We start from the raw sequence: 20,122 nt of genomic DNA, 5'->3' as shown, positions 1-20,122 counted from the left end.
AACCTATCCTAATAATGCCACAGTAATTCGAAAAAAAGCAAGCCGAATTTTACTTTCGGCTTGAATTTTTTATTCTTCTATAGTAGTTACAGCAACTTTGGAAATCTTCTCTACAAAGGCATCAAGTAAATCGACAACTGCTTGTTGTGTTTCGACTTGGTTAATCGCAACTTTCACTTTAGCTGCTCGCGAGATTCCTTTTAGATAGTAAGAAGCATGTTGGCGAAACTCACGGACCGCAATTTTTTCACCTTTTAAATCCACTAATCGTTGTAAATGAACTTTTGCAATGTTAATTTTTTCAGCTGGTGAAGGCTCAGGCATCAATTCGCCCGTTTCCAAGTATTCTTTCGTCCGTTGAATCATCCAAGGATTGCCCAAAGCAGCTCGACCAATCATCACACCATCCGCTCCAACATATTCTAACATGCGTTTAGCATCTTCAGGCGTTTTGACATCGCCATTTCCCATAAAAGGAATGGTTAAATGCTTTTTCACTTCCTTTAAAACGTCCCAGTTGGCTGTCCCTTCATACATTTGGACACGTGTCCGACCATGCATAGCAATGGCCGAAGCCCCTGCTTGTTCGGCAGCCAAAGCGTTGTCTACAGCATATAGATGATCTTCATCCCAGCCTGTTCGCATTTTTACAGTGACAGGCAAAGAAACTGCCGAAGAGACTGCGTGAACCATCTCATGCACTTTATTCGGATCCAGCAACCATTTCGCACCAGCTTCAGCTTTAATTATTTTATTGACAGGGCAACCCATGTTAATATCAATAATCGCCGCTTGCGTATTTTCTTCCACAAACTTAGCAGCTTCCACTAATGTTTCTTTATCTCCACCAAAAATTTGTACACTTAAAGGATATTCTCGCTCATCAATATATAGCATTTCTAAGGTTTTTTTGTTTCTTAATTTAATTCCTTTATCACTAATCATTTCACAAACGACTAATCCTGCGCCAAATTCTTTTACAGTCACACGAAAAGCGGCGTTACTAATACCCGCCATCGGAGCTACGACAACACGGTTGGGGATTTCAACGTCTCCAATTTTCCACATAGTCTTTCCTCCTACTTTTGTTTCGTATTGCGAATCGCTTCATCGCGAAGTTCAATTAATTCTTCTTCACTATAGTGATATTTATTGTTACAGAATTGACAAACTGCTTCCGCTCCATGATCTTCATCAATCATCGCATTTAATTCATCGATCCCAACGGCAATCAAAGCGGTCGCAAATTTTTCTTTGGAACAGTCACATTTAAATTGTACAGGCATTTTTTCTAAAATTTCTACTTCGTCTTCTCCTAATAACCGATACAAGACTTGTTCAGGTGTTTCTCCATTTTCTAGTAATTGTGAAATTGGTGGCACTTCCGCTAGACGCTGTTCAATAAAATCAATGGTACTTTCATCGGCACCTGGCATTACTTGAATCATAAAACCACCGGCTGCTTTCACCGATTCATCCGTGTCCACCAATACACCTAAACCGATAGCTGAAGGAACTTGTTCAGAGACCGCCATAAAATATGTAAAGTCTTCACCGATTTCACCAGAAACAATAGGTGTTTGTCCAGAAAAGGTTTCTTTTAATCCTAAATCTTTAATGACTGTGAAAATTCCTTCGTTACCGACAGCGCCACGTACATCAATTTTACCTGTTGCATTCAACTTTAAGCTGACATGTGGATTTTTAATGTAGCCTTTTGTTTCTCCACGGCCATTACTATCGACAATAATAGCGCCAGCTGGGCCATTTCCTTGTACTTTTACAGTTAATTTATCGTCACCTTTTAAAGTCGCTCCTAGTAAAAGGGCTCCAATCAATGTGCGCCCTAACGCTGCGGTAGAAGAACTCCATGTATCATGTCTTCTTTGCGCTTCGCTAACAGTTTCAGTGGCACTGATGGCATATGCTCGTATTGAACCTTTATAACAAAGGGCTTTTACTAAATAATCTTCCATTCTTTTTCCTCTTCTCTTGGTGCTTTTTTGTCCATTAGTCAGATAATACTAGGAATCAGGTGTTTTTTCAACCAAATAATCTTCCTTCTATAGAATATCTTAATATTATAGAAGGTGCAGTATTCGTCAACTCGACAAATACTGCACCTTCTACTAATTGGTTATTTATAACGATCTTCGTAGTTATTGCGATCATATTCAGAATTGGAATCTGAATCTTTTTTCTCTTCAGATTGGACTTCTTTTTCTGTTTGTTCGCTTTCTACTTTGACTTCTTCTGCTTCATCATGTAATTCTTTTTTCGCTTCTTCAAAGTCTCGCTTTTCTTCAACTTGTTTTTGCGCTTCTTTTTCTTCTAAAGCACGTTTTGCTTCTTCGAATGTTTGCGCTTCTTTTTCACTAGGATAGTCGCTGTCAGCACCTTCAGGCATTTTACCTGTTTCAAATAATGATTTGATTGCTTTTGCATCTAATGTTTCATATTCTAATAGTTTTTCAGCGATTAGTTTATGTTGTTCACGGTGCGCTTCGATAATTTCATGCGCTTTTGTATGAGCATCCATTAAGATACGACGAACTTCCTGATCGATTTCAAACGCCACTTGTTCTGAGTAAGCTTTTGTTTGACCATAATCACGACCGACAAAGACTTGATGGTTTCCTTCATATTGAACAGGTCCTAATTTGTCGCTCATTCCATATTCCGTTACCATGCTACGAGCAATCCCTGTTGCTTGTTCAAAGTCATTTGAAGCCCCTGTTGATTGAACACCAAAGATAATTTCTTCTGCTGTACGTCCACCAAGTAAGCCAACGATTTGTTCAAACATATCTTCTTTAGTCATTAAGAATTGATCTTCTTTTGGCAAAGCAATCATATAACCGCCTGCGCGACCACGAGGGATAATCGTTACTTTGTGGACAACACGAGCACGGCTTAAGACTAAACCAACAATTGTGTGTCCCGCTTCATGGTAAGCCACCATTTCGCGTTCTTTTTTATTAATCACGCGATCTTTTTTAGCTGGACCAGCAATTACGCGGTCTTCGGCTTCATCCACATCAGAAGCATCAATTTTTTTCTTGTTACGACGAGCGGCAACTAAGGCTGCTTCGTTTAAGACGTTTTCTAAATCAGCACCAGCGAAACCTGGTGTTTGTTGTGCAACAACTTTCAAATCAACGTCATCAGCTAACGGTTTGTTTTTCGCATGAACACGTAAAATCGCTTCACGACCTTTGACATCTGGACGTCCTACCAAGATTTGGCGGTCAAAACGACCTGGACGTAACAACGCTGGGTCTAACACGTCTGAACGGTTCGTTGCAGCAATTACGATAACTCCTTCATTGCCATCAAAACCATCCATCTCAACTAATAATTGGTTAAGGGTTTGTTCACGTTCGTCGTGTCCGCCACCCATACCAGCACCACGTTGACGACCAACTGCATCGATTTCATCGATAAAGATAATCGCAGGCGCGTTTTTCTTCGCTGTTTCAAATAAATCCCGGACACGGCTAGCACCGACCCCGACAAACATTTCAACGAAATCTGAACCTGAGATTGAGTAAAATGGCACACCTGCTTCACCTGCTACGGCTTTAGCAAGTAACGTTTTACCAGTCCCTGGAGGTCCCTCTAATAGTACGCCCGCAGGAATCCGTGCGCCTAATTCAGCGAAACGACGTGGATCTTTTAAGAATTCCACTACTTCAACTAATTCTTGTTTTTCTTCTTCCGCACCAGCTACATCTGAGAAGCGGACACGGTTAGCTTTTTTATCGGCTTCTTTGGCTTTGGATTTACCGAAGTTCATCACACGGCCACCGCCGCCACCGCCACCGCCTTGTTGGCTCATCATCATGTAGAAGAAGAAGAAAATAATCACTAATGGTAAGAAACTAAACAACAGTGACAACCAAGCACCACTTGTTGATTGTTCTTTGACAACTAGCTTCACCTTGTTATTTTGTGCCGCATCTTGAATGCCAGCTAAGGTTGTATCACTAGGTAAAACGGTTGTTGTGAAGCCTTTTGACGACGCTTGCGTTGAGCCCCACAATGACAGACCACCTGTGTCTTTCACTTCTTGTTTTTCTTTATACTGACCTTCAATCCGGTAAACCCCATTGGTTGGTTGAATGGTCATGTCTTTGACTTTTCCGTCTTCCAATTGTTGTTGGAAGGTTGAGTAATCGATGTCTGGCGATTGTTGGTTGTTATTTCCAAAAATGAAATAGACAACCATGACCATGGCAAGTACTACTAAGACGTAGTATAAACCATTTTTCATGCCATTATTCTTTTTGTTCATGCCTGTCCTCCTTATGCTCATCATTACAATTCATGTTATTCTTTTATCAATCCTGACCTTTACATTGTAACACAATTAATTCCTTGATAGATATTAATTTGATTCGTAAACTTCAGGTTTTAAAACGCCAATATAAGGCAAGTTGCGGTACGTTTCTGCATAGTCTAATCCGTAACCGACCACAAACTCATTGGGCACATCAAACCCTACGTAGTCAGCTTTAATGTCTACTACACGGCCTTCTGGTTTATCTAATAAGGTAACAATTTTCACAGATGCAGCTTTACGGTATCTAAACAAATCTACTAAATACGCTAATGTACGACCACTATCGATGATATCTTCTACGATTAAAATATGTCTACCTTCGACATTTGTGTCCAAGTCTTTGACAATTTTTACTTCGCCTGAAGAAACTGTCGCGTTGCCGTAGCTAGATACATCCATAAAGTCCAATTCTAAATAAGTATTGATTTCACGAGTCAAATCAGCCATAAATGGTACTGCACCTTTTAAAATACCGACCACTAAAGGATTTTTCCCTTGATATTCTTCTGTCAGTTGCTTGCCAAGCTCTGCAGACTTCGCAAGAATTTCTTCTTTGGAGATTAGGACTTTCTCAATATCTTTTTCTATCATAGTGCGCTCCTTTCAGCATTACTCCTTTGTCTTAAAAAGGAGTCTGTAGTGTATTTTATCAGTTTCTAAAGGAATACTCAAATAGGAATTTGCAAATTTTGGTACCCAAATGATTTCCTCTTGCTCATCCGTAATGACCCAAGCACTCTCTCTCGCTTCATTTGGCACTTTTTGATCAATAAAAACTCTGCTTAATTTTTTCGTAAACCCTGGTTTTAATGTAATCCGATCACCACTTTGGCGATGACGAACGGTCAAAGGTGTGGCTGTGGTCAACGGGATCGCTAACAACTGACCCGTCCACTGATTAATCTCTTCAGGAAGAGGAAACGGTTTGTCTGTCGCAATTAATCCTAGCCACTCGGTTTCCGATAGATAAATCCCCGCGCCAGGTACTAATAAATGTGTAACTTCTTCTCGCAGTGCAACCTGTTTTTGTTCTAAGTACAGCCAATCATAACTTTTAGCTAGTTGCCATTGCTGTTCTAACATAACCGAGCCTTGCGGTTGGCGTTCATCATTCAAAACTTTTAAAATTTGTGTCATCTGGCGTTGGTTTAACGAAACCCCTAATGGCACTAATGTTTTTTGGAAAAACGCGGTTAAAAAGAAGTGCTGGTACGCAGGTGTTTCTTTTAATAATCTCTTCAAAGGAATGCGCCAGCCTTGTTTGGTTGGTTCTACGGCTTCAGATAATTGAGGCTCAATTTGTTCTTGAATAAATTCTTGGGCAAAACGTTGTTCATTACTAAAAGAAACAATCTGATCTAAGAATTGCGGATTTTCCTGCTTTAATAGCGGCAAAACCTGATTACGGAGCCGATTTCTCAAATATTCATTGGTTTGGTTCGTTTCGTCCTCAAAATAAACGAATGCTTGGCGCTGTGCAAATTGATACAATTCTTCTTTTGGATAAATGAGTAACGGACGAATCAATTCCCCTGTCGCAAAAGGACGTCTCTCTTTAATGCCTGCGGAATGGGAAAAATTAGTTCCTCGAATCAGCTTCATTAAAATCGTTTCCGCTTGATCGTCTAGATGATGTGCCGTCATTAAGACCGCCGCACCTTCAATTTCCATGACTTCTTTAAAAAATTCATAACGAAATGTGCGCGCTTTTGCTTCTAAATTCCGTTGCTTTTCAGGGTCTTCCCAACGCGTTTCATAATACGTCAGCTCTCGCTGCTGACAATAGGTAGCGAGATATTGCGCTTCCTGTGCCGACGCTTCTCGCAATTGATGATTGACGTGTGCAACAACCAATTGTAATTGTTCTTTTTCTGCCACCTGTTCCATTAACGTCAAAAGGGCCATGGAGTCTACACCACCAGAAACGGCGACCACGATTGTTTGATGCGGTTGCCAAAATCCTTGTTCTTTTCCTCGTTTATAAAACTGCCAAAACATTGTTCGCCCTTCTTTCTTCCTTAGAATAAAAGAGGAACCGAGAAATAACCCATTCGTTATCCCCAGTCCCCCTATTTGTTTGTGCTTAGCCGCGACGTCCGCCACGTCCGCCACGTTTGCCTTCAGTATTACGTTTTAATGAAGATAAACGGTCATCACTATCTTTCAAGAAAGAGCTCATCAATGAGTCAAAATCTTGTTTATTGTTATTGTTATTTGCTTGTGGTTTATTGAAAGGCTTTTTGCCCCCTGCGCGTGGATTACGGTCACGATTCTCATAATTGTTTTCACGACGTTGAAATTCACGTTTTGGTTGTTGCCCTTCTGCTGGCTCTTGTGCTTTACGGATCGATAAGCCAATTTTGCCGTCGTCACCAACTGAGGTTACTTTCACTGTTACTTCGTCACCTACTGTTAATACATCATGAATATCTTTAACGAATCCATTAGACACTTCACTGATGTGTACTAACCCAGTTTTTCCTTCTCCTAAATCAATAAATGCACCAAAGTTAGTAATCCCTGACACTTTTCCTGGCAATTTAGCTCCTACTTCGATTGACATAAAAAAATTGTTCCTCCTATTTTTTCCCTAATTATAATTGCAGTTTATTCAGCTGAAGACTTAGTTGTTTCAGTTGAAGACTGTGATTGACTTTTTTTTTCTGAACTGCTCTTGCTTTCTTCCGCTCCAGAAGTCTGTGTTTTTTTCATTTGTTCTGGTGTGGGATAAATCTGTTCGCCTTCTTTTGAGAGAAGGAAACGGCTACGTGCTAATTTTGCCACATAATCATCATCTTTTAACAAAGCAACGTCTTTTTTTAGATCCTTGACCTTCTTATCAACTGCTACGGATTCAGCAATTGCATCTGCTCGTTCTTGTTTGAAAGCACCTAAGCGATGATAATCTTTCATCAATTGGATGCCAGAAAAGGCAAAAATAATGAAGGCCACGAGAAAAATCGCTGCCAAGCGTCTGCGTCTAAAAATCAATTGTTTCTGTTGTTTTTGGAATTCGACATACTGTTCTTTCGTGTAGTCATTTTCCAATGCCGCAACTTTCTTCGAGTTTTTTTCATTCTTTCCCATCGTCTCGCTCCACTCGCTTTGGATTGTCCGTTTTATTATACCAACATCTAAGAACCTTGTCTAATGTTAATTTCAGAGAAGTTAAAGAAAATCAAGCTTTTTTCTAAAATATTCTTTGCTTTTGAAATAACAGCGGTTGATTTATTAATTTTTTTCAAAAGCGGCGCGTCTGTTTCATTAAAACGCTGAAAGGATGAAGCGCTTGGAATATTCATCTTTTCAATGAACTTGCCAAGCGCTCCATCCTCACCTGCTTATTCTTCAGAGACGCGTGTTTCTGATTTTATTTCATACATTTTTGTGGCATCTTCTTTTTTCGTAGAGTCATTTAGTTGCAGGACTTCTACTTCTAAAATTCTGTTCCCAAATTGAATTTTGACAAGGTCACCAATCTTCACAGTACTAGAAGATTTGGCTAAGACTCCGTTGATTTGAATCCGACCTTTATCAGCGACTTCTTTGGCAACTGTTCTTCTTTTAATAATGCGAGAAACTTTTAAAAATTTATCTAACCGCATCACATTCACCTCTTTTATTTTTTTTGTCTCATCCGTAAAATTTTTGCGCCATACGGTAAACTTAACCATTCACGTATCGTAAATAATTCTAACTTAATGATGGTGCTAATAAAAACTGTACCACCCACTGCAACACCTAAAACTGTAACGAAAAACGCTTGACTTCGGTGATGCACACCTTGGAACAAGATGGAGATAATTCCTTGATAGACCAGTAATGACAGCATCATGATTGCTAAACTAAGCAACAATTTTTTCAAAAAGCTTCGTTCTCGAACAAAACAATTAATCGCTGCATCCGATTGTCGGACTAAAACGAATAACGTCGCTAGTAACCCAAGAATAGTAGACCAACTAGCACCTAATGTTCCCCAACGAATGGTGAAAAAGCCTGTTGTCAGTAACTTCACTAATAAGCCCACACCAGCTGCCACTAAAGGACCTTTAAAACGATTGCGACTTTGTTCAATACTTTGGTAGGCCTGAATAATGGCCATAAAAGCGATGGATAAAACATACACCCCTAAAACATCATTGCCTTTATAATCTTTAAAAAGTGTAAAGTTCATGTACGGCAATAACATCATTAGACCAATCGAAGCCGCCGATGCCAAGGTTGTGGTAAGGCGCAAAAAGATTTTTGCAACTTGTAAAAATTGTTGACGGTCTTTTTTCATAAAATATTTTGTCAAACCTGGTAAAAAGGTCGAGCTTAAAGCTAAAGCAATTACCAATCCTAATTGAACTAGTGGTTGTCCTCTATCATAGACCCCTTTGTCAACTTTCGCAGCTAAATCAGAGAGCCCGAAAAGCATGAGAGCATTTTTTACTTTAAAGGAATCAATTAATTGAAATAGAATCAGAAAAGCACTATATAAAGAGACCAAACCACCCTCAATCATTAAACGTTTAAATAGTCCTGTGGTTTGAGGCATAATCTTCCATTGATGCAAGTATTCCGTACTTCCACTAAGAATTTTTCGATTGTAGTACCATAAGACAAGTACTGCTAAGATACCGCCAGCCAACGCACCACTCATGGCCACCGTCCCCGTTTGGTAAATGGAGCCACCAAAGTAATGATAGGACAACGCAGCTACTAGAATAACCCCGACACGCACAAACTGTTCCATCACCTGTGAAATACCACTAGGCACCATCAATAAATGACCTTGAAAATTCCCACGATAGAAGGAAAGAATTGGAACGAGTAAAAAGGTAAAGGAAACAACTTCCATTAATGGTTGGAGTGCAGCATCCCCCATACTAATAGCAATTTCTTGACTACCAAAGAAAAAGAAGGCCCAACAAGCAATTGCTAACCATAACACATAGGGATACAGTTGGCGCAACACTTGTTTTTGACTCCGAATATCTGGTTGTTCAGCAACAATTTTGGAAATAAATTGCGGTAAGCCTGACAATGCTAATGTCATCGCAATCCCATAGATTGGATAAACTTGCTGATACACGTAAAATCCTTCATCCCCTACAAAGTTCTGAAAAGGAACGCGATAAAACGCACTCAACACTTTTGCAATGAAGGAAGCAATGGTTAACACAACGGCACCTTGCATCATTCGTTGCATTTCTTTTTGTGCCATCTTCTAGGCCTCCTTTTAAAGGGAATCCGTTTCTTGCGAATGTTTGTATTTTTCTTGTCGCAATGCGGTTGTAAAAGTAGCAATTTCTTGAATCCAAACAGCTTCTTTACAATCTTTCGGCAACTTCAAGGAAATAGTCATTTGTTCTTTCTCAACTGCTAGATCCGCTTTTAAGCTGGTTGCCGATAACGCTTCAAACAACTGCTCCACAGAGTATGTTTTTGTGCCAATTTTACTTAACACAAACTTGACTTTTTGGTCGCGTTTACGAATACTTTCTAACAAGGCACGGTCGCCATCCATTTTGATACGGCCAGTAGTTAATAAATGCGCCACTTCGTCAGGATACTCTCCAAAGCGGTCTAACAAGTCCGCTTCTAATTCTTCGTACATATCCATATTTTCTAATTGACGAATCCGTTTATAAATTTCAATTTTTTGTCGTTCGTCTGTAATGTACGTTCCTGGAATATAAGCATCAATGCCCAAATCAATTTCAACAGACGTTTTTTGGTCTTGGATATTTTTTCCTTGTTTACGAGCAACTGCCTCAGATAACATCTGTGAGTACATATCAAACCCAACCGAATCAATGAAGCCATGTTGTTGGGCACCAAGAAGGTTTCCGGCCCCTCGAATGGAAAGGTCACGCATCGCAATTTTGAACCCAGAACCTAATTCTGTAAAGTCTTTAATTGCTTCTAAACGTTTCTCACTAACTTCGTTTAGGATTTTTTGCTGTTCGTACATAAAATAAGCATAGGCCACTCGATTGCTACGCCCCACACGACCACGTAATTGATACAACGTAGATAAGCCCATGTAGTCCGCATTTTCTACAAACAAGGTATTAGCATTAGGAATATCTACTCCTGTTTCAATAATCGTTGTAGTGACTAATATATCATATTGTCCTTCAATAAAATCAAACAAAGTATTCTCCAGTTGTACTTCTGTCATTTGACCATGTGCATACGCAATTCGTGCATCTGGAACTAGTGCTTGTAACTCTTCAACTTTTCGTTCAATCGTATCTACTCGATTGTATAAATAAAAGACTTGGCCATCTCGGGCCATTTCTCGCTCAATCGCTTCCCGAATCGCCCCAGGATTATTTTCCATGACATACGTTTGGATCGGATAACGATTCTCTGGTGGGGTTTCGATGACGGATAAATCACGGACACCTAACATCGACATATGAAGGGTCCTTGGGATTGGCGTTGCTGTTAACGTCAAGACATCCACTTGTGAACGCAATTGTTTTAGTCGTTCTTTATGTTTCACTCCAAACCGTTGTTCCTCATCAATAATCAACAAGCCTAAATCACTAAAATTAATATCTTGCGACAATAAACGATGGGTACCAATCACAATATCTACTTGGCCATGTTTAATTTTTTCAATTGTTTCATTTTGCTGTTTTTTCGTGCGGAAACGACTTAATAAACCAATTTCTACAGGAAAGCCCTCAAACCGCTCTTGAATCGTTTCGTAATGTTGTTGCGCTAAAATAGTTGTTGGCACTAAAAAGGCAACCTGTTTATTGTTGCTAACAGCTTTGAAAGCCGCTCGTAAAGCCACTTCTGTTTTACCAAACCCTACATCGCCAACTAACAAACGATCCATTGGTCGAGATTTTTCCATGTCGTGTTTAATTTCGGCAGCACTACGTAATTGATCATCTGTTTCAGAATACGGAAAAGCCTCTTCAAATTCTTTTTGATACGCATCATCTGGCGGAAAAGCATAGCCTTTTTCCGATTCTCTTGTCGCATAAAGTAAGATTAAATCATCCGCGATATCTTCAATTTTCGAAGCAACTTTTCGTTTGGTTTTCGTCCATTCACTGCCGCCTAGCTTGTTAATTTTCGGCGTTTTAGACTCGGAAGCAACGAACTTTTGAATCAAGTTCAATTGTGTTACTGGAATAAATAACTTGTCATCATTTTGGTACAAGATAGTCATGTAATCTTGATGGACCCCATCAACTTCTAAGGTTTCCATACCAATATATTTACCAATCCCGTGATTCGCATGAACGACATAATCGCCCGTTTTTAAGTCGCTATAACTTTTCAAACGTTCCGCATTAGAGATTGTTTGACGACGTGCCCGTTTTTTGGTCGTTGTATGAAAAATTTCTTTTTCCGTAATCGCCACGAGCTTGTTTTTAGGTAATTCAAACCCTGTTTGTAATGCCCCTTGGACAATTTGAACATGCCCATCTAACAACTGATCCCAATTGCTTACTACGCTAGGTATGTCAAAGTCCTGAAATAGCTCTTCGACTTTTTGAATCCGTTCTTTCGTAGGAACAAAAACAACGACCGTTTGGTTTTGCTTTTGCCAACGGTCCACTTCCGCTTTTAGCAACGGCATTTGACCGAAGAATTGTTGCATTGAACGATATTGGAAATTATGGACTTCTTGGAAACGAAGATTCCCCATTCCTTTTTGAAAAAGTGAAAAGAAGGTCGTATTTCGTGCAGTTTTTCGCAATTGATCATGAAAGTCTACGCCAAAAGTTTGTTCAGAAAACACGCGCATTTCTTCAATTTTCAGGGTTTGCCATTCCGCTTCCTCTCTAGCGATTTCTCGCTCCGTTTCCATCATACGAGAATAATCATCCACAAAAAGCAAACTATTTTCTGGTAAATAATCTAACAGCGTAGTTTTTTGTTGGTACAGAAAATCTGTATAATAGTGAGCATTTTCTGTAGGAATCCCTTGTTCCCAAGAAGACAGCAACTGACCAAAATATTCTTCTAAAAAATCGGTCTCCGTTTGATCTTTAGCTGTCGCTAAACGTTTTTCTAGAGCATCTTGTAACCTCGTCATGCCATGATTCATATCTGCCTTTGAGAATACTAAATCAGTCATTGGTGAAATCGTTACTTCTTCAAGATTTTCTAATGAACGTTGGGTATCTGCTTCAAAATAACGGATTGAGTCAATTTCAACATCAAACAGTTCCACCCGAACAGGGTATTCGGCATTTAGCGGATAGACATCAACAATGCTTCCGCGAATACTAAATTCGCCGGGCTTTCCGACCATCGATTGGCGTTCATAGCCCATTAACACTAAGCGTTGCGCGAGGATTTCAGGTTCTACTTCTGTCCCGATTTCCCAATGAAGTTGCGCATTTTGCCACGTTTCTTTCGTTGGCAAATATTTTCGTAGTCCAGCTACTGGTACGACCACGATTCCTGCATTCGCTGTCATCAGGAAATTTAACGCACTCACTCGATCTGCGCGCGCTTCTGGTGAAGAAAAGGCCATTTCGGCGGATAACACTTCATCTACTGGAAATAGATGAACTTGTTCTGAAGGTAAAATATTTAAAAAATCATCTACTAATTGATTGGCATAGTATAGGTTTGGGACCGCAATAACAATTTTTTGATGCGTCTTTTGTAAAGCGCCTGCCATCAGTAATGTTTTAGCAGAGCCTGATAACCCAGTAATTAGTTGGCGCGTTCCTGTTGTCATTAGTTGACTGCGCCATGATTTAGCAATTTCTGTTTGGCTAATTCGTTCGATAATATTCAAACAAGGGCCCTCCTTTCTGCTATTTTCCATTAAATTGATTCATTGTTTCAACAAACGTATGTCCTTCGCATGCATATAAAGCGGCATCGGCTGCTTTTTTTACAGCAAGTAACATCTCTTCGTGTGTTTCTTTGGGAAAAGTACTTAGTACATGGTGGATAACTGTATCATTTTTTGAGGGCCGACCAATGCCAATTTTAATTCTAGGAAAGACATTTGTGCCTAAATGGGCAATCAGACTTTTTATCCCATTGTGGCCGCCAGCACTACCTTTTTGCCGTAAACGAATTTTACCGACCTCTAAGTCTAAGTCATCATAAATAACAATCAAGTCTTCCTCATCTACCCCAAAGTAGGTCAACAACGGACCAACAGAGCGACCTGATTCATTCATAAATGTTAATGGTTTCACTAACAATACTTTCTCAGTCCCTATAAAAAACTCTGCAATATCTGCTTCAAAATTACTATTATTAAACGAAACATTTTGCCGATACGCAATTTCATCTAGCGTAATAAAGCCAATGTTGTGTTTTGTTTCTTTGTATTTACTACCGGGATTTCCCAGTCCTACGATTACTTTCATCTTTCATTCTCCTTGGATTATAAGCTTGCCAACACAAAATGGCTGGGAAGCGTATGCGCTACCCAGTTTTATTCATTATACCATAGAAATAAAAAAACTCGCAGTCTTTGAAGATTAAGAAAGATGTAAAAAAATTTTTTAGAAATTTAAATATGCGCAAGATAGTGAAATTACGCACATGTAAGAGCTACCATTTTGAAACAGGTCTGAAAACTGTATCATTTTTACAATCAAAGTTCGTGACATTTTTTACAAACCATGTTACTATCACTTTAGCAACAGGAAATAAAAACTCGTTGCTCATGAAAAAGAATGTAGAGGAAGGAATGGTACACATGACTGCAGCTGCAGGGAATAAAGATCACCAAAAAGTAATTTTAGTCGGGGACGGTGCCGTAGGTTCTAGCTATGCCTTTGCTTTAGTAACTCAGAATATTGCTCAAGAAGTTGGGATTATTGATATTAATGTACCAAAAACTGAAGGAGACGCGTTGGACTTATCTCACGCATTAGCATTTACTTCTCCTAAAAAAATCTATGCTGCTACTTATGACGATTGCCATGATGCAGACTTAGTTGTCTTAACAGCTGGCGCGCCTCAAAAACCAGGCGAAACTCGTTTAGACTTAGTTCATAAAAACTTGAAAATTAATAAAGAAATCGTTACAACAATTGTTGATTCTGGTTTCAACGGTATCTTCTTAGTTGCCGCAAACCCAGTCGATATTTTGACTTATTCAACTTGGAAATTCTCTGGCTTCCCGAAAGAACGAGTAATCGGTTCAGGAACTTCACTAGATTCTGCTCGTTTCCGTCAAGCAATTGCCGAATTAGTTGACGTTGATGCACGAAATGTCCATGCCTACATCTTAGGGGAACACGGAGATACAGAATTCCCAGTTTGGTCACATGCGAATGTCGCTGGCTTACAAATTTACGAATGGGTGAAAAATAATCCTGACGTTGATGAAGAAGCAATGGTTAATTTATTCTTCAACGTACGCGACGCTGCTTACACAATCATCGAGAAAAAAGGAGCTACTTTCTATGGAATCGCGGTGGCACTAGCGCGTATCACTAAAGCTATCCTAAACGATGAAAACTCTGTGTTACCATTATCTGTTTATTTAGAAGGTGAATATGGTCAAAACGATATTTATATCGGTGCACCAGCGATCATCAACCGCCAAGGAGTTAAACAAGTCATTGAAATTCCATTAACAGATGCTGAACAAGAAAAAATGGAAGCTTCTGCTTCTGCATTAAAAGAAGTTATTGAAACAGCTTTTGCTAAATTTGAAGCAGAAGAAGCAAAATAACTCCTTCTATAATATTCAATATTCGAAAATTAAAAACAACCAAGAGTGACCACTATTGTTACTCCGCTTTAAAGCCTGGTACAAAAATCCAAAGTGATTTTTGTACCAGGCTTTACTTTTAATCTGTTTTACTTTACTCATCACTCAACTTTTAAAAAAAATTATTGTTTTGTTTAGCTCGAAAACTAACAATAGCCAAAAATAAGTTTGTTATCTAAAATTCACTACACTACTTAATACAGTCCGTCTGCTTCTTCTTTTGTCACAATGTAAATATTTTTCATTTGCGTATAAGCATCTAGCATTGATTTATGCGTTTCTCGACCAATTCCTGATTTTTTATAACCGCCAAATGGCGCGCCCGCAGGCAATTGATTGTATGTGTTGACCCACATCCGACCTGTCCGTACACCACGAGCAACCCGTAATGCCACATTGATATCTTGAGAAAAGACCGCACCACCTAGACCATATTCAGAATCATTAGCTAAACGAATGACTTCTTCTTCCGTTTCAAATTTAATCACTGTTGCAACAGGACCAAAGATTTCTTCTTGGGCCACGCACATTGTATTCGTGCCATTCGCTAATAACGTAGGTGCTAAAAATGCCCCCTTGTCTAGCCCATTTTCTGTTAAACGTTGCCCACCAGTAATCAGTGTAGCTCCTTCCTTCACACCAATTTCGACATATTTTAAAATTTCTTCCAATTGATGCTCATTGATCTGAGCGCCCATTTCAACATCTTTTTCCCACGGGAAACCAACGTTCACTTGTTCAAACTTTTCCTTTAAAGCTTCTACAAATTGATCATAAATACCTGACTGAACGAACACACGAGACCCAGCACAACAAACTTGCCCTTGATTGAATAAAATCCCTAACTGCACGCCTTCTAATGCACGTTCCCAATTGGCATCTTCAAAAATAATGTTGGCTGATTTTCCGCCAAGTTCTAAAGTGGCTGGAATTAGGCGGTCGGCCGCCGCTTTAGCGACAGTGTACCCCACCTCTGTTGAGCCTGTAAAAGCTAGCTTATCAAACCCTGGATGTGCCAACATATAATTTCCTGAATCAGAACCACGACCGGTGATTAAATTCACTACTCCTTTCGGCAAGACTTGATCAAAAATCTTAAACAATTCCAACAAACTTAATGATGTGCTCGAGGACGGATGAATCACAACCGTATTACCTGCTGCCAACGCTGGTGCTAATTTCCAAGCACCCATTAATAAGGGGAAATTCCACGGAATAATTTGACCCACAACACCAATGGGTTCTTTCACAACAATGGATAACGTATCCTTATCAAATTCTTTGACAGACCCTTCTTCTCCACGAATCACACTAGCAAAATACCGAAAATGGTCTGCACTGGCAGGGACATCAATTGACTGCGTTTCCCGAAGCGGTTTTCCATTATCTAAAGTCTCCACCATAGCCAAATGTTCTTGATTTTCTTCAATCAAATCAGCAATTTTCAATAAAAGATTGCTTCTTGTTACAACATCAACATCTTTCCATGTCTGAAACGCTTCTTGGGCTGCTTCTACAGCTCGATCCACATCTGCATTTGTGGCATCAACAAATTCTGCTAATTTTTCACCATTACTAGGATTGTAACTAGCAATCATTTTGTTACCACTACCTGTTGTCCACTCTCCATTAATATACAATTGATAGCTACTGGCAACTACTTGATTTATTTCTTTTTTACTCATTTACCCACCTCTTTTTTTATTTTTGTATCCGCTTACAATTATAAGACATCTTCCACCTAAAAGTAAATGATTCTACCTAAAAAAAATATAGCTCTCAGCGACTGTTGCTAACTCATCCCGACCTGAAACCGCCTGGCAATAACTGAATGTATTAAACTTTATTGGAGAGAACTTTTGCCACAAAAAAAGCTAGCACTGAAGAATTAAAATTGCTTCTTCAGTGCTAGCTTTGATTTTTCCAACTCATTCGTTCTTATTGACAAAGAGCTGATTTTTTTATTTATCTTTTGGAACGATATAGTTCATTAAATGTGTTTCATCAGCTGAGATTGTACGTGTCGAAACAACGTTTAATCCCTTCACGTTCATTTCAGAAATTAAGATGCTACCATCTTTAAAGACTTTTTCCACAAATGCGACATGACCATAAGTATTGTCTGCGCCTAAAACGCCAGCTGGGAAGGAAACCGCTGCGCCTGCTTTTGGTGTACGACTTACTTTGTACCCGCGTGCACGACCTGTTTCGCCCCAATCTTGACCATTCCCCATTGTTAAGTCCACACGTTTACCTAATTGCGTAATACGGTTGTAGACATATTGTGTACAGTTGCCCCAAGCATAACTATTAAAGGTGTCATAGTTTTTGCCATTATAGGCTGGGAAATTTGATTCCATTGGTTCAACGGTTGCTTTTTCTTTATCATAATAAGTTAAATCGTATGTTTTAATTAACGCATTTAATTTCTTATGATAATCTTTGTCCGTTGCGTATTTTCCTGTTAGGAAACGTGTCGCTTCTTTGTATGTTTTGGCTTCCGTTTTCCAGACACCATGATAGAAATCTTTATTGGAATCTAAACCATTTTTCAATAATTTCGCATAATCTTCCATTGATTCTTTATACGTTGGATATTGACGGAATTTTGCTTCTACTGTGTATAGGTTACCGAAACCATTGTCTTCATAGGTAATAAAAGAAACAGATTGACCTTTGTAATCGCCTTTAATACCAAACAAATTGTAGTTTGGTTTCTGGCTTAATTTACTATTGCCGCTGCCACTTTCTAAAATTGCTTGAGCAATCATCACACTAGCATATAAGTTTTTGTCCTTGGCCACTTTCCGAGCAGATTCACCGATTTCTTGAATAAACTCTTCTGTCTTCTTCGTTTTGCTGACCGTAAACGTCTCATCGTCTTCCACTAACCCAACCGTTTCATTTGTAACTGGTGGGACTATTTCGGGCTGCGGTGTTGACGTTGCTGGTTGTTCTACTGGCTTTTCAGCTGGCGCTGTTGGTGTCACTGGTTTCGCCGGCTGTTTTGATTCAGAAGTACTCGTGCCAGGTTTTGGCTGTTCTTTAGAAGAACTTGGTGTAGTCGTCGGCGTGGTACTTGATTCAGTTGTACTTGTTGACGTAGAATCTGTGGTTGACTCTGTTGTACTCGTTGAGGTGGAGTCAGTAGTCGATTCTGTCGTACTTGTGGATGTTGAATCCGTTGTGGAATCTGTCGTTTCGGTTCCTGACGTTTCCGTGGACTCCGTGGTTGTAGATTCACTTGATTCGGTTGAACTTTCTGTTTCAGTTGTTGTTTCTTCTGTCGCTTCTGTTGTTTCACTAGTCGCTGTCGTTTCAGTGGCTTCAGCAGTTGTTGCTTCTGCGGTTGTTTCTGCAACAGAACTATTTTCAGCTACCAAGTTATTACCTTCTGCAAATGCACCTACTGGCATTGATGAACCTAAAAGTAATAAGGTAGAGAACAGGGCAAATTGTTTTTTCATACTCATTCTCCTTTTTTATTTTTCTCCATTTATTTTTATGTACCAACATAATAATTGACATAGTTATTGTTTAAATGGCTCCTTTTTTAATAGTATACTGTTTCATAAAAAATTTCTAGCAAAAAGTTAAAAAAATAGAAGAAAATTCACAAATTCTTCTATCTTTTTTTGGTAATTTTCTAAGAAAAAAAAGAAAGGGCTTGAACAAACATCAACGTCCTCTCTTTTTCTCGTTATCCTTCAAACAAAATACTTTTTTTTCGAAGTGCCTCTTTGATTTCTTGGAAAGTTTCTTCGTCTGCACAGCGAATAGTATGCAGATGGACGCCTCCTGTTAAAACTGATAGTAATGTAGCATGCTCTTTTTGATACTTGTCCATAAATTTATCAATATCTTTCTCTGATTGAATGCGCAAACTGCCGATTAATTCCCCATAAAGCGGATGTGCAATACTCACATCTACCACTTCTCCACCTTTGGCAACAATGACTGACAATTCTTCTCTCGTTTGTTCAGGCGTATGTTGACAAGCAATTTTCCGCTCAATTCCTTCTAAAGGTTGTTCCAACATATACCCTCGAGCTGTTGCGACAATTTCGACCCCTGTCGCCCGTAATAGAGCGACATCTCCTACAATAATTTGTCTGCTGACATCAAAAGCTTTTGCAAAACGAGTGGCACTAATTGGCTTTTCGGTCTCTCTTAATCTTTTAACAATCTCTCTTCTTCTGATTTCTCCATCCACGACCTTCGCCTCACTCTCCTAAATGTTTTTCTTGGAAACGTTTAGAGGCGTCCATAATTCCCTGGAAAGTCTCAGATAATGTTTCTTCATACTCGGCATTTTCAACATGATTCAGAATAGTTTCTAATACTTGTTGTTCTCTTTCAGAATCAAAAACCGCATGACCTGCTTTCTTTTTCACTGCAGCAATCTCTGCGACGACGTCCATCCGCTGTTCTAATAAACGGACCAGTTCCTTATCGATTTGGTTAATCTTTGCTCGTTGTTGTTCTAAAGAAGTTGTTGGGGCGTCATCTTCAGTCAATTCTTTAATTATCCGTGCTGGATTACCTGCGATCACACAGTTTTCTGGAAACGATTTGGTCACAACAGCGCCTGCTGCTACCACTACATTATCGCCTAATGTTACGCCTGGAAGGACAATCGCTCCACCGCCAATCCAAACATTGTTGCCAATGATAATTCGTTTCCCTGATTCCATTCCGCTATTACGCTTGGCCGCTTGTAATGGATGCTCGGCTGTATAAAGTTGCACATTGGGTCCAAACATACAGTTATCGCCAATTTCGATTGGACAAACATCTAAAAAAACGTTATTAAAATTGGCATAGAAATTTTTTCCCACAGAAATGTTGTAGCCATAATCAAATTGAATCATCGGTTCGATGTACGTCCCGACACCCACTTTTCCAAACGTTTCTTCTATTAATTGACGACGAATATAAGTGTCTGGTTGTTGGTTAATTAACGCCATTTGTTCACGGGCTTTTTTGCGATCAGCCACTAATTCAGGATCTGAGGCAAAATATAGTGCACCTGCGATCATTTTTTCTTTTTCTGATTTAAATTCTTCCATTCC

16 protein-coding genes are annotated in these 20,122 nt (G+C 39.4%); 1 reads left to right on the top strand and 15 read right to left on the bottom strand.

Annotation, left to right across the window (positions count from 1 at the left end; translation table 11 throughout):
* Positions 1–69 precede the first annotated feature (69 nt).
* From dusB to pth, 11 genes are all read right to left on the bottom strand, one after another.
* Positions 70–1,068: a tRNA dihydrouridine synthase DusB gene (gene dusB, locus IGJ03_RS00985; RefSeq protein WP_002356263.1), complete on the bottom strand. Its 999-nt coding sequence runs from the start codon at positions 1,066–1,068 to the stop codon at positions 70–72.
* 11 nt (positions 1,069–1,079) lie between these two features.
* Positions 1,080–1,976, bottom strand: coding sequence for an Hsp33 family molecular chaperone HslO (gene hslO / locus IGJ03_RS00980; protein ID WP_002359370.1), 897 nt, complete (start codon positions 1,974–1,976; stop codon positions 1,080–1,082).
* Positions 1,977–2,137: 161 nt separating this feature from the next.
* Positions 2,138–4,294 (bottom strand): ATP-dependent zinc metalloprotease FtsH, encoded by a 2,157-nt coding sequence (ftsH, locus tag IGJ03_RS00975; RefSeq protein ID WP_438711060.1) that lies wholly within the window; start codon positions 4,292–4,294, stop codon positions 2,138–2,140.
* Positions 4,295–4,387: 93 nt separating this feature from the next.
* Positions 4,388–4,933, bottom strand: a complete 546-nt coding sequence (hpt, locus tag IGJ03_RS00970) for a hypoxanthine phosphoribosyltransferase (protein WP_002356260.1) — start codon at positions 4,931–4,933, stop codon at positions 4,388–4,390.
* Between the two features lie 18 nt (positions 4,934–4,951).
* Positions 4,952–6,340, bottom strand: a complete 1,389-nt coding sequence (gene tilS / locus IGJ03_RS00965) for a tRNA lysidine(34) synthetase TilS (protein ID WP_438711059.1) — start codon at positions 6,338–6,340, stop codon at positions 4,952–4,954.
* A gap of 85 nt (positions 6,341–6,425) precedes the next feature.
* Complete coding sequence (locus IGJ03_RS00960) at positions 6,426–6,905, bottom strand: S1 domain-containing RNA-binding protein (protein WP_002356258.1); 480 nt, start codon at positions 6,903–6,905, stop codon at positions 6,426–6,428.
* Between the two features lie 44 nt (positions 6,906–6,949).
* Positions 6,950–7,429 (bottom strand): FtsB family cell division protein, encoded by a 480-nt coding sequence (locus tag IGJ03_RS00955; RefSeq protein WP_375804838.1) that lies wholly within the window; start codon positions 7,427–7,429, stop codon positions 6,950–6,952.
* Positions 7,430–7,683: 254 nt separating this feature from the next.
* Entirely contained in the window at positions 7,684–7,947 is a 264-nt protein-coding gene (locus IGJ03_RS00950) for an RNA-binding S4 domain-containing protein (protein WP_002356255.1), read from the bottom strand.
* A 14-nt stretch (positions 7,948–7,961) separates the two neighbouring features.
* Complete coding sequence (locus tag IGJ03_RS00945; protein ID WP_002383878.1) at positions 7,962–9,551, bottom strand: putative polysaccharide biosynthesis protein; 1,590 nt, start codon at positions 9,549–9,551, stop codon at positions 7,962–7,964.
* 15 nt (positions 9,552–9,566) lie between these two features.
* Positions 9,567–13,106 carry a transcription-repair coupling factor gene (gene mfd, locus IGJ03_RS00940; RefSeq protein WP_002388750.1) on the bottom strand — a complete coding sequence of 1,180 codons (3,540 nt, stop codon included), beginning with the start codon at positions 13,104–13,106 and terminating at the stop codon, positions 9,567–9,569.
* 19 nt (positions 13,107–13,125) lie between these two features.
* Positions 13,126–13,692 carry an aminoacyl-tRNA hydrolase gene (pth, locus tag IGJ03_RS00935; protein WP_002361556.1) on the bottom strand — a complete coding sequence of 189 codons (567 nt, stop codon included), beginning with the start codon at positions 13,690–13,692 and terminating at the stop codon, positions 13,126–13,128.
* A 335-nt stretch (positions 13,693–14,027) separates the two neighbouring features.
* Here pth and IGJ03_RS00930 point away from each other — a divergent pair, with 335 nt between their 5' ends.
* The gene (locus tag IGJ03_RS00930) at positions 14,028–15,011 is read left to right on the top strand and encodes an L-lactate dehydrogenase (RefSeq protein WP_002356251.1); all 984 of its coding nucleotides are present in this window, start codon (positions 14,028–14,030) and stop codon (positions 15,009–15,011) included.
* Between the two features lie 233 nt (positions 15,012–15,244).
* On the opposite strand, the gene IGJ03_RS00925 is transcribed toward IGJ03_RS00930, so the two are convergent.
* The 4 genes from IGJ03_RS00925 to IGJ03_RS00910 form a co-directional block, all read right to left on the bottom strand.
* Positions 15,245–16,735 (bottom strand): aldehyde dehydrogenase family protein, encoded by a 1,491-nt coding sequence (locus IGJ03_RS00925; protein ID WP_002361555.1) that lies wholly within the window; start codon positions 16,733–16,735, stop codon positions 15,245–15,247.
* Positions 16,736–17,011: 276 nt separating this feature from the next.
* Positions 17,012–18,523: a glucosaminidase domain-containing protein gene (locus IGJ03_RS00920; RefSeq protein WP_375804839.1), complete on the bottom strand. Its 1,512-nt coding sequence runs from the start codon at positions 18,521–18,523 to the stop codon at positions 17,012–17,014.
* A gap of 227 nt (positions 18,524–18,750) precedes the next feature.
* A complete protein-coding gene (locus IGJ03_RS00915) occupies positions 18,751–19,263 on the bottom strand; it encodes a transcription repressor NadR (protein WP_002356248.1) in 513 nt (170 codons plus the stop codon).
* Between the two features lie 10 nt (positions 19,264–19,273).
* Positions 19,274–20,119: a chorismate mutase gene (locus IGJ03_RS00910; RefSeq protein WP_002363448.1), complete on the bottom strand. Its 846-nt coding sequence runs from the start codon at positions 20,117–20,119 to the stop codon at positions 19,274–19,276.
* Positions 20,120–20,122 lie beyond the last annotated feature (3 nt).

The organism is Enterococcus sp. DIV1315a, from assembly GCF_051712325.1.
Classification (GTDB): domain Bacteria; phylum Bacillota; class Bacilli; order Lactobacillales; family Enterococcaceae; genus Enterococcus; species Enterococcus faecalis.
Note: the sequence above shows the minus strand (reverse complement) of the source record. Positions and strands in the feature narration are given on the sequence as shown.

Excerpts from the sequence above, each read along its gene's own strand:
- hpt (WP_002356260.1), bottom strand. The coding sequence starts at position 4,933 with ATGATAGAAAAAGATATTGAGAAAGTCCTAATCTCCAAAGAAGAAATT.
- IGJ03_RS00960 (WP_002356258.1), bottom strand. The coding sequence starts at position 6,905 with ATGTCAATCGAAGTAGGAGCTAAATTGCCAGGAAAAGTGTCAGGGATT.
- IGJ03_RS00925 (WP_002361555.1), bottom strand. The coding sequence starts at position 16,735 with ATGAGTAAAAAAGAAATAAATCAAGTAGTTGCCAGTAGCTATCAATTG.
- IGJ03_RS00945 (WP_002383878.1), bottom strand. The coding sequence starts at position 9,551 with ATGGCACAAAAAGAAATGCAACGAATGATGCAAGGTGCCGTTGTGTTA.
- IGJ03_RS00930 (WP_002356251.1), top strand. The coding sequence starts at position 14,028 with ATGACTGCAGCTGCAGGGAATAAAGATCACCAAAAAGTAATTTTAGTC.
- tilS (WP_438711059.1), bottom strand. The coding sequence starts at position 6,340 with ATGTTTTGGCAGTTTTATAAACGAGGAAAAGAACAAGGATTTTGGCAA.
- dusB (WP_002356263.1), bottom strand. The coding sequence starts at position 1,068 with ATGTGGAAAATTGGAGACGTTGAAATCCCCAACCGTGTTGTCGTAGCT.
- IGJ03_RS00920 (WP_375804839.1), bottom strand. The coding sequence starts at position 18,523 with ATGAGTATGAAAAAACAATTTGCCCTGTTCTCTACCTTATTACTTTTA.
- IGJ03_RS00955 (WP_375804838.1), bottom strand. The coding sequence starts at position 7,429 with ATGGGAAAGAATGAAAAAAACTCGAAGAAAGTTGCGGCATTGGAAAAT.
- IGJ03_RS00950 (WP_002356255.1), bottom strand. The coding sequence starts at position 7,947 with ATGCGGTTAGATAAATTTTTAAAAGTTTCTCGCATTATTAAAAGAAGA.
- hslO (WP_002359370.1), bottom strand. The coding sequence starts at position 1,976 with ATGGAAGATTATTTAGTAAAAGCCCTTTGTTATAAAGGTTCAATACGA.
- pth (WP_002361556.1), bottom strand. The coding sequence starts at position 13,692 with ATGAAAGTAATCGTAGGACTGGGAAATCCCGGTAGTAAATACAAAGAA.
- IGJ03_RS00910 (WP_002363448.1), bottom strand. The coding sequence starts at position 20,119 with ATGGAAGAATTTAAATCAGAAAAAGAAAAAATGATCGCAGGTGCACTA.
- ftsH (WP_438711060.1), bottom strand. The coding sequence starts at position 4,294 with ATGAACAAAAAGAATAATGGCATGAAAAATGGTTTATACTACGTCTTA.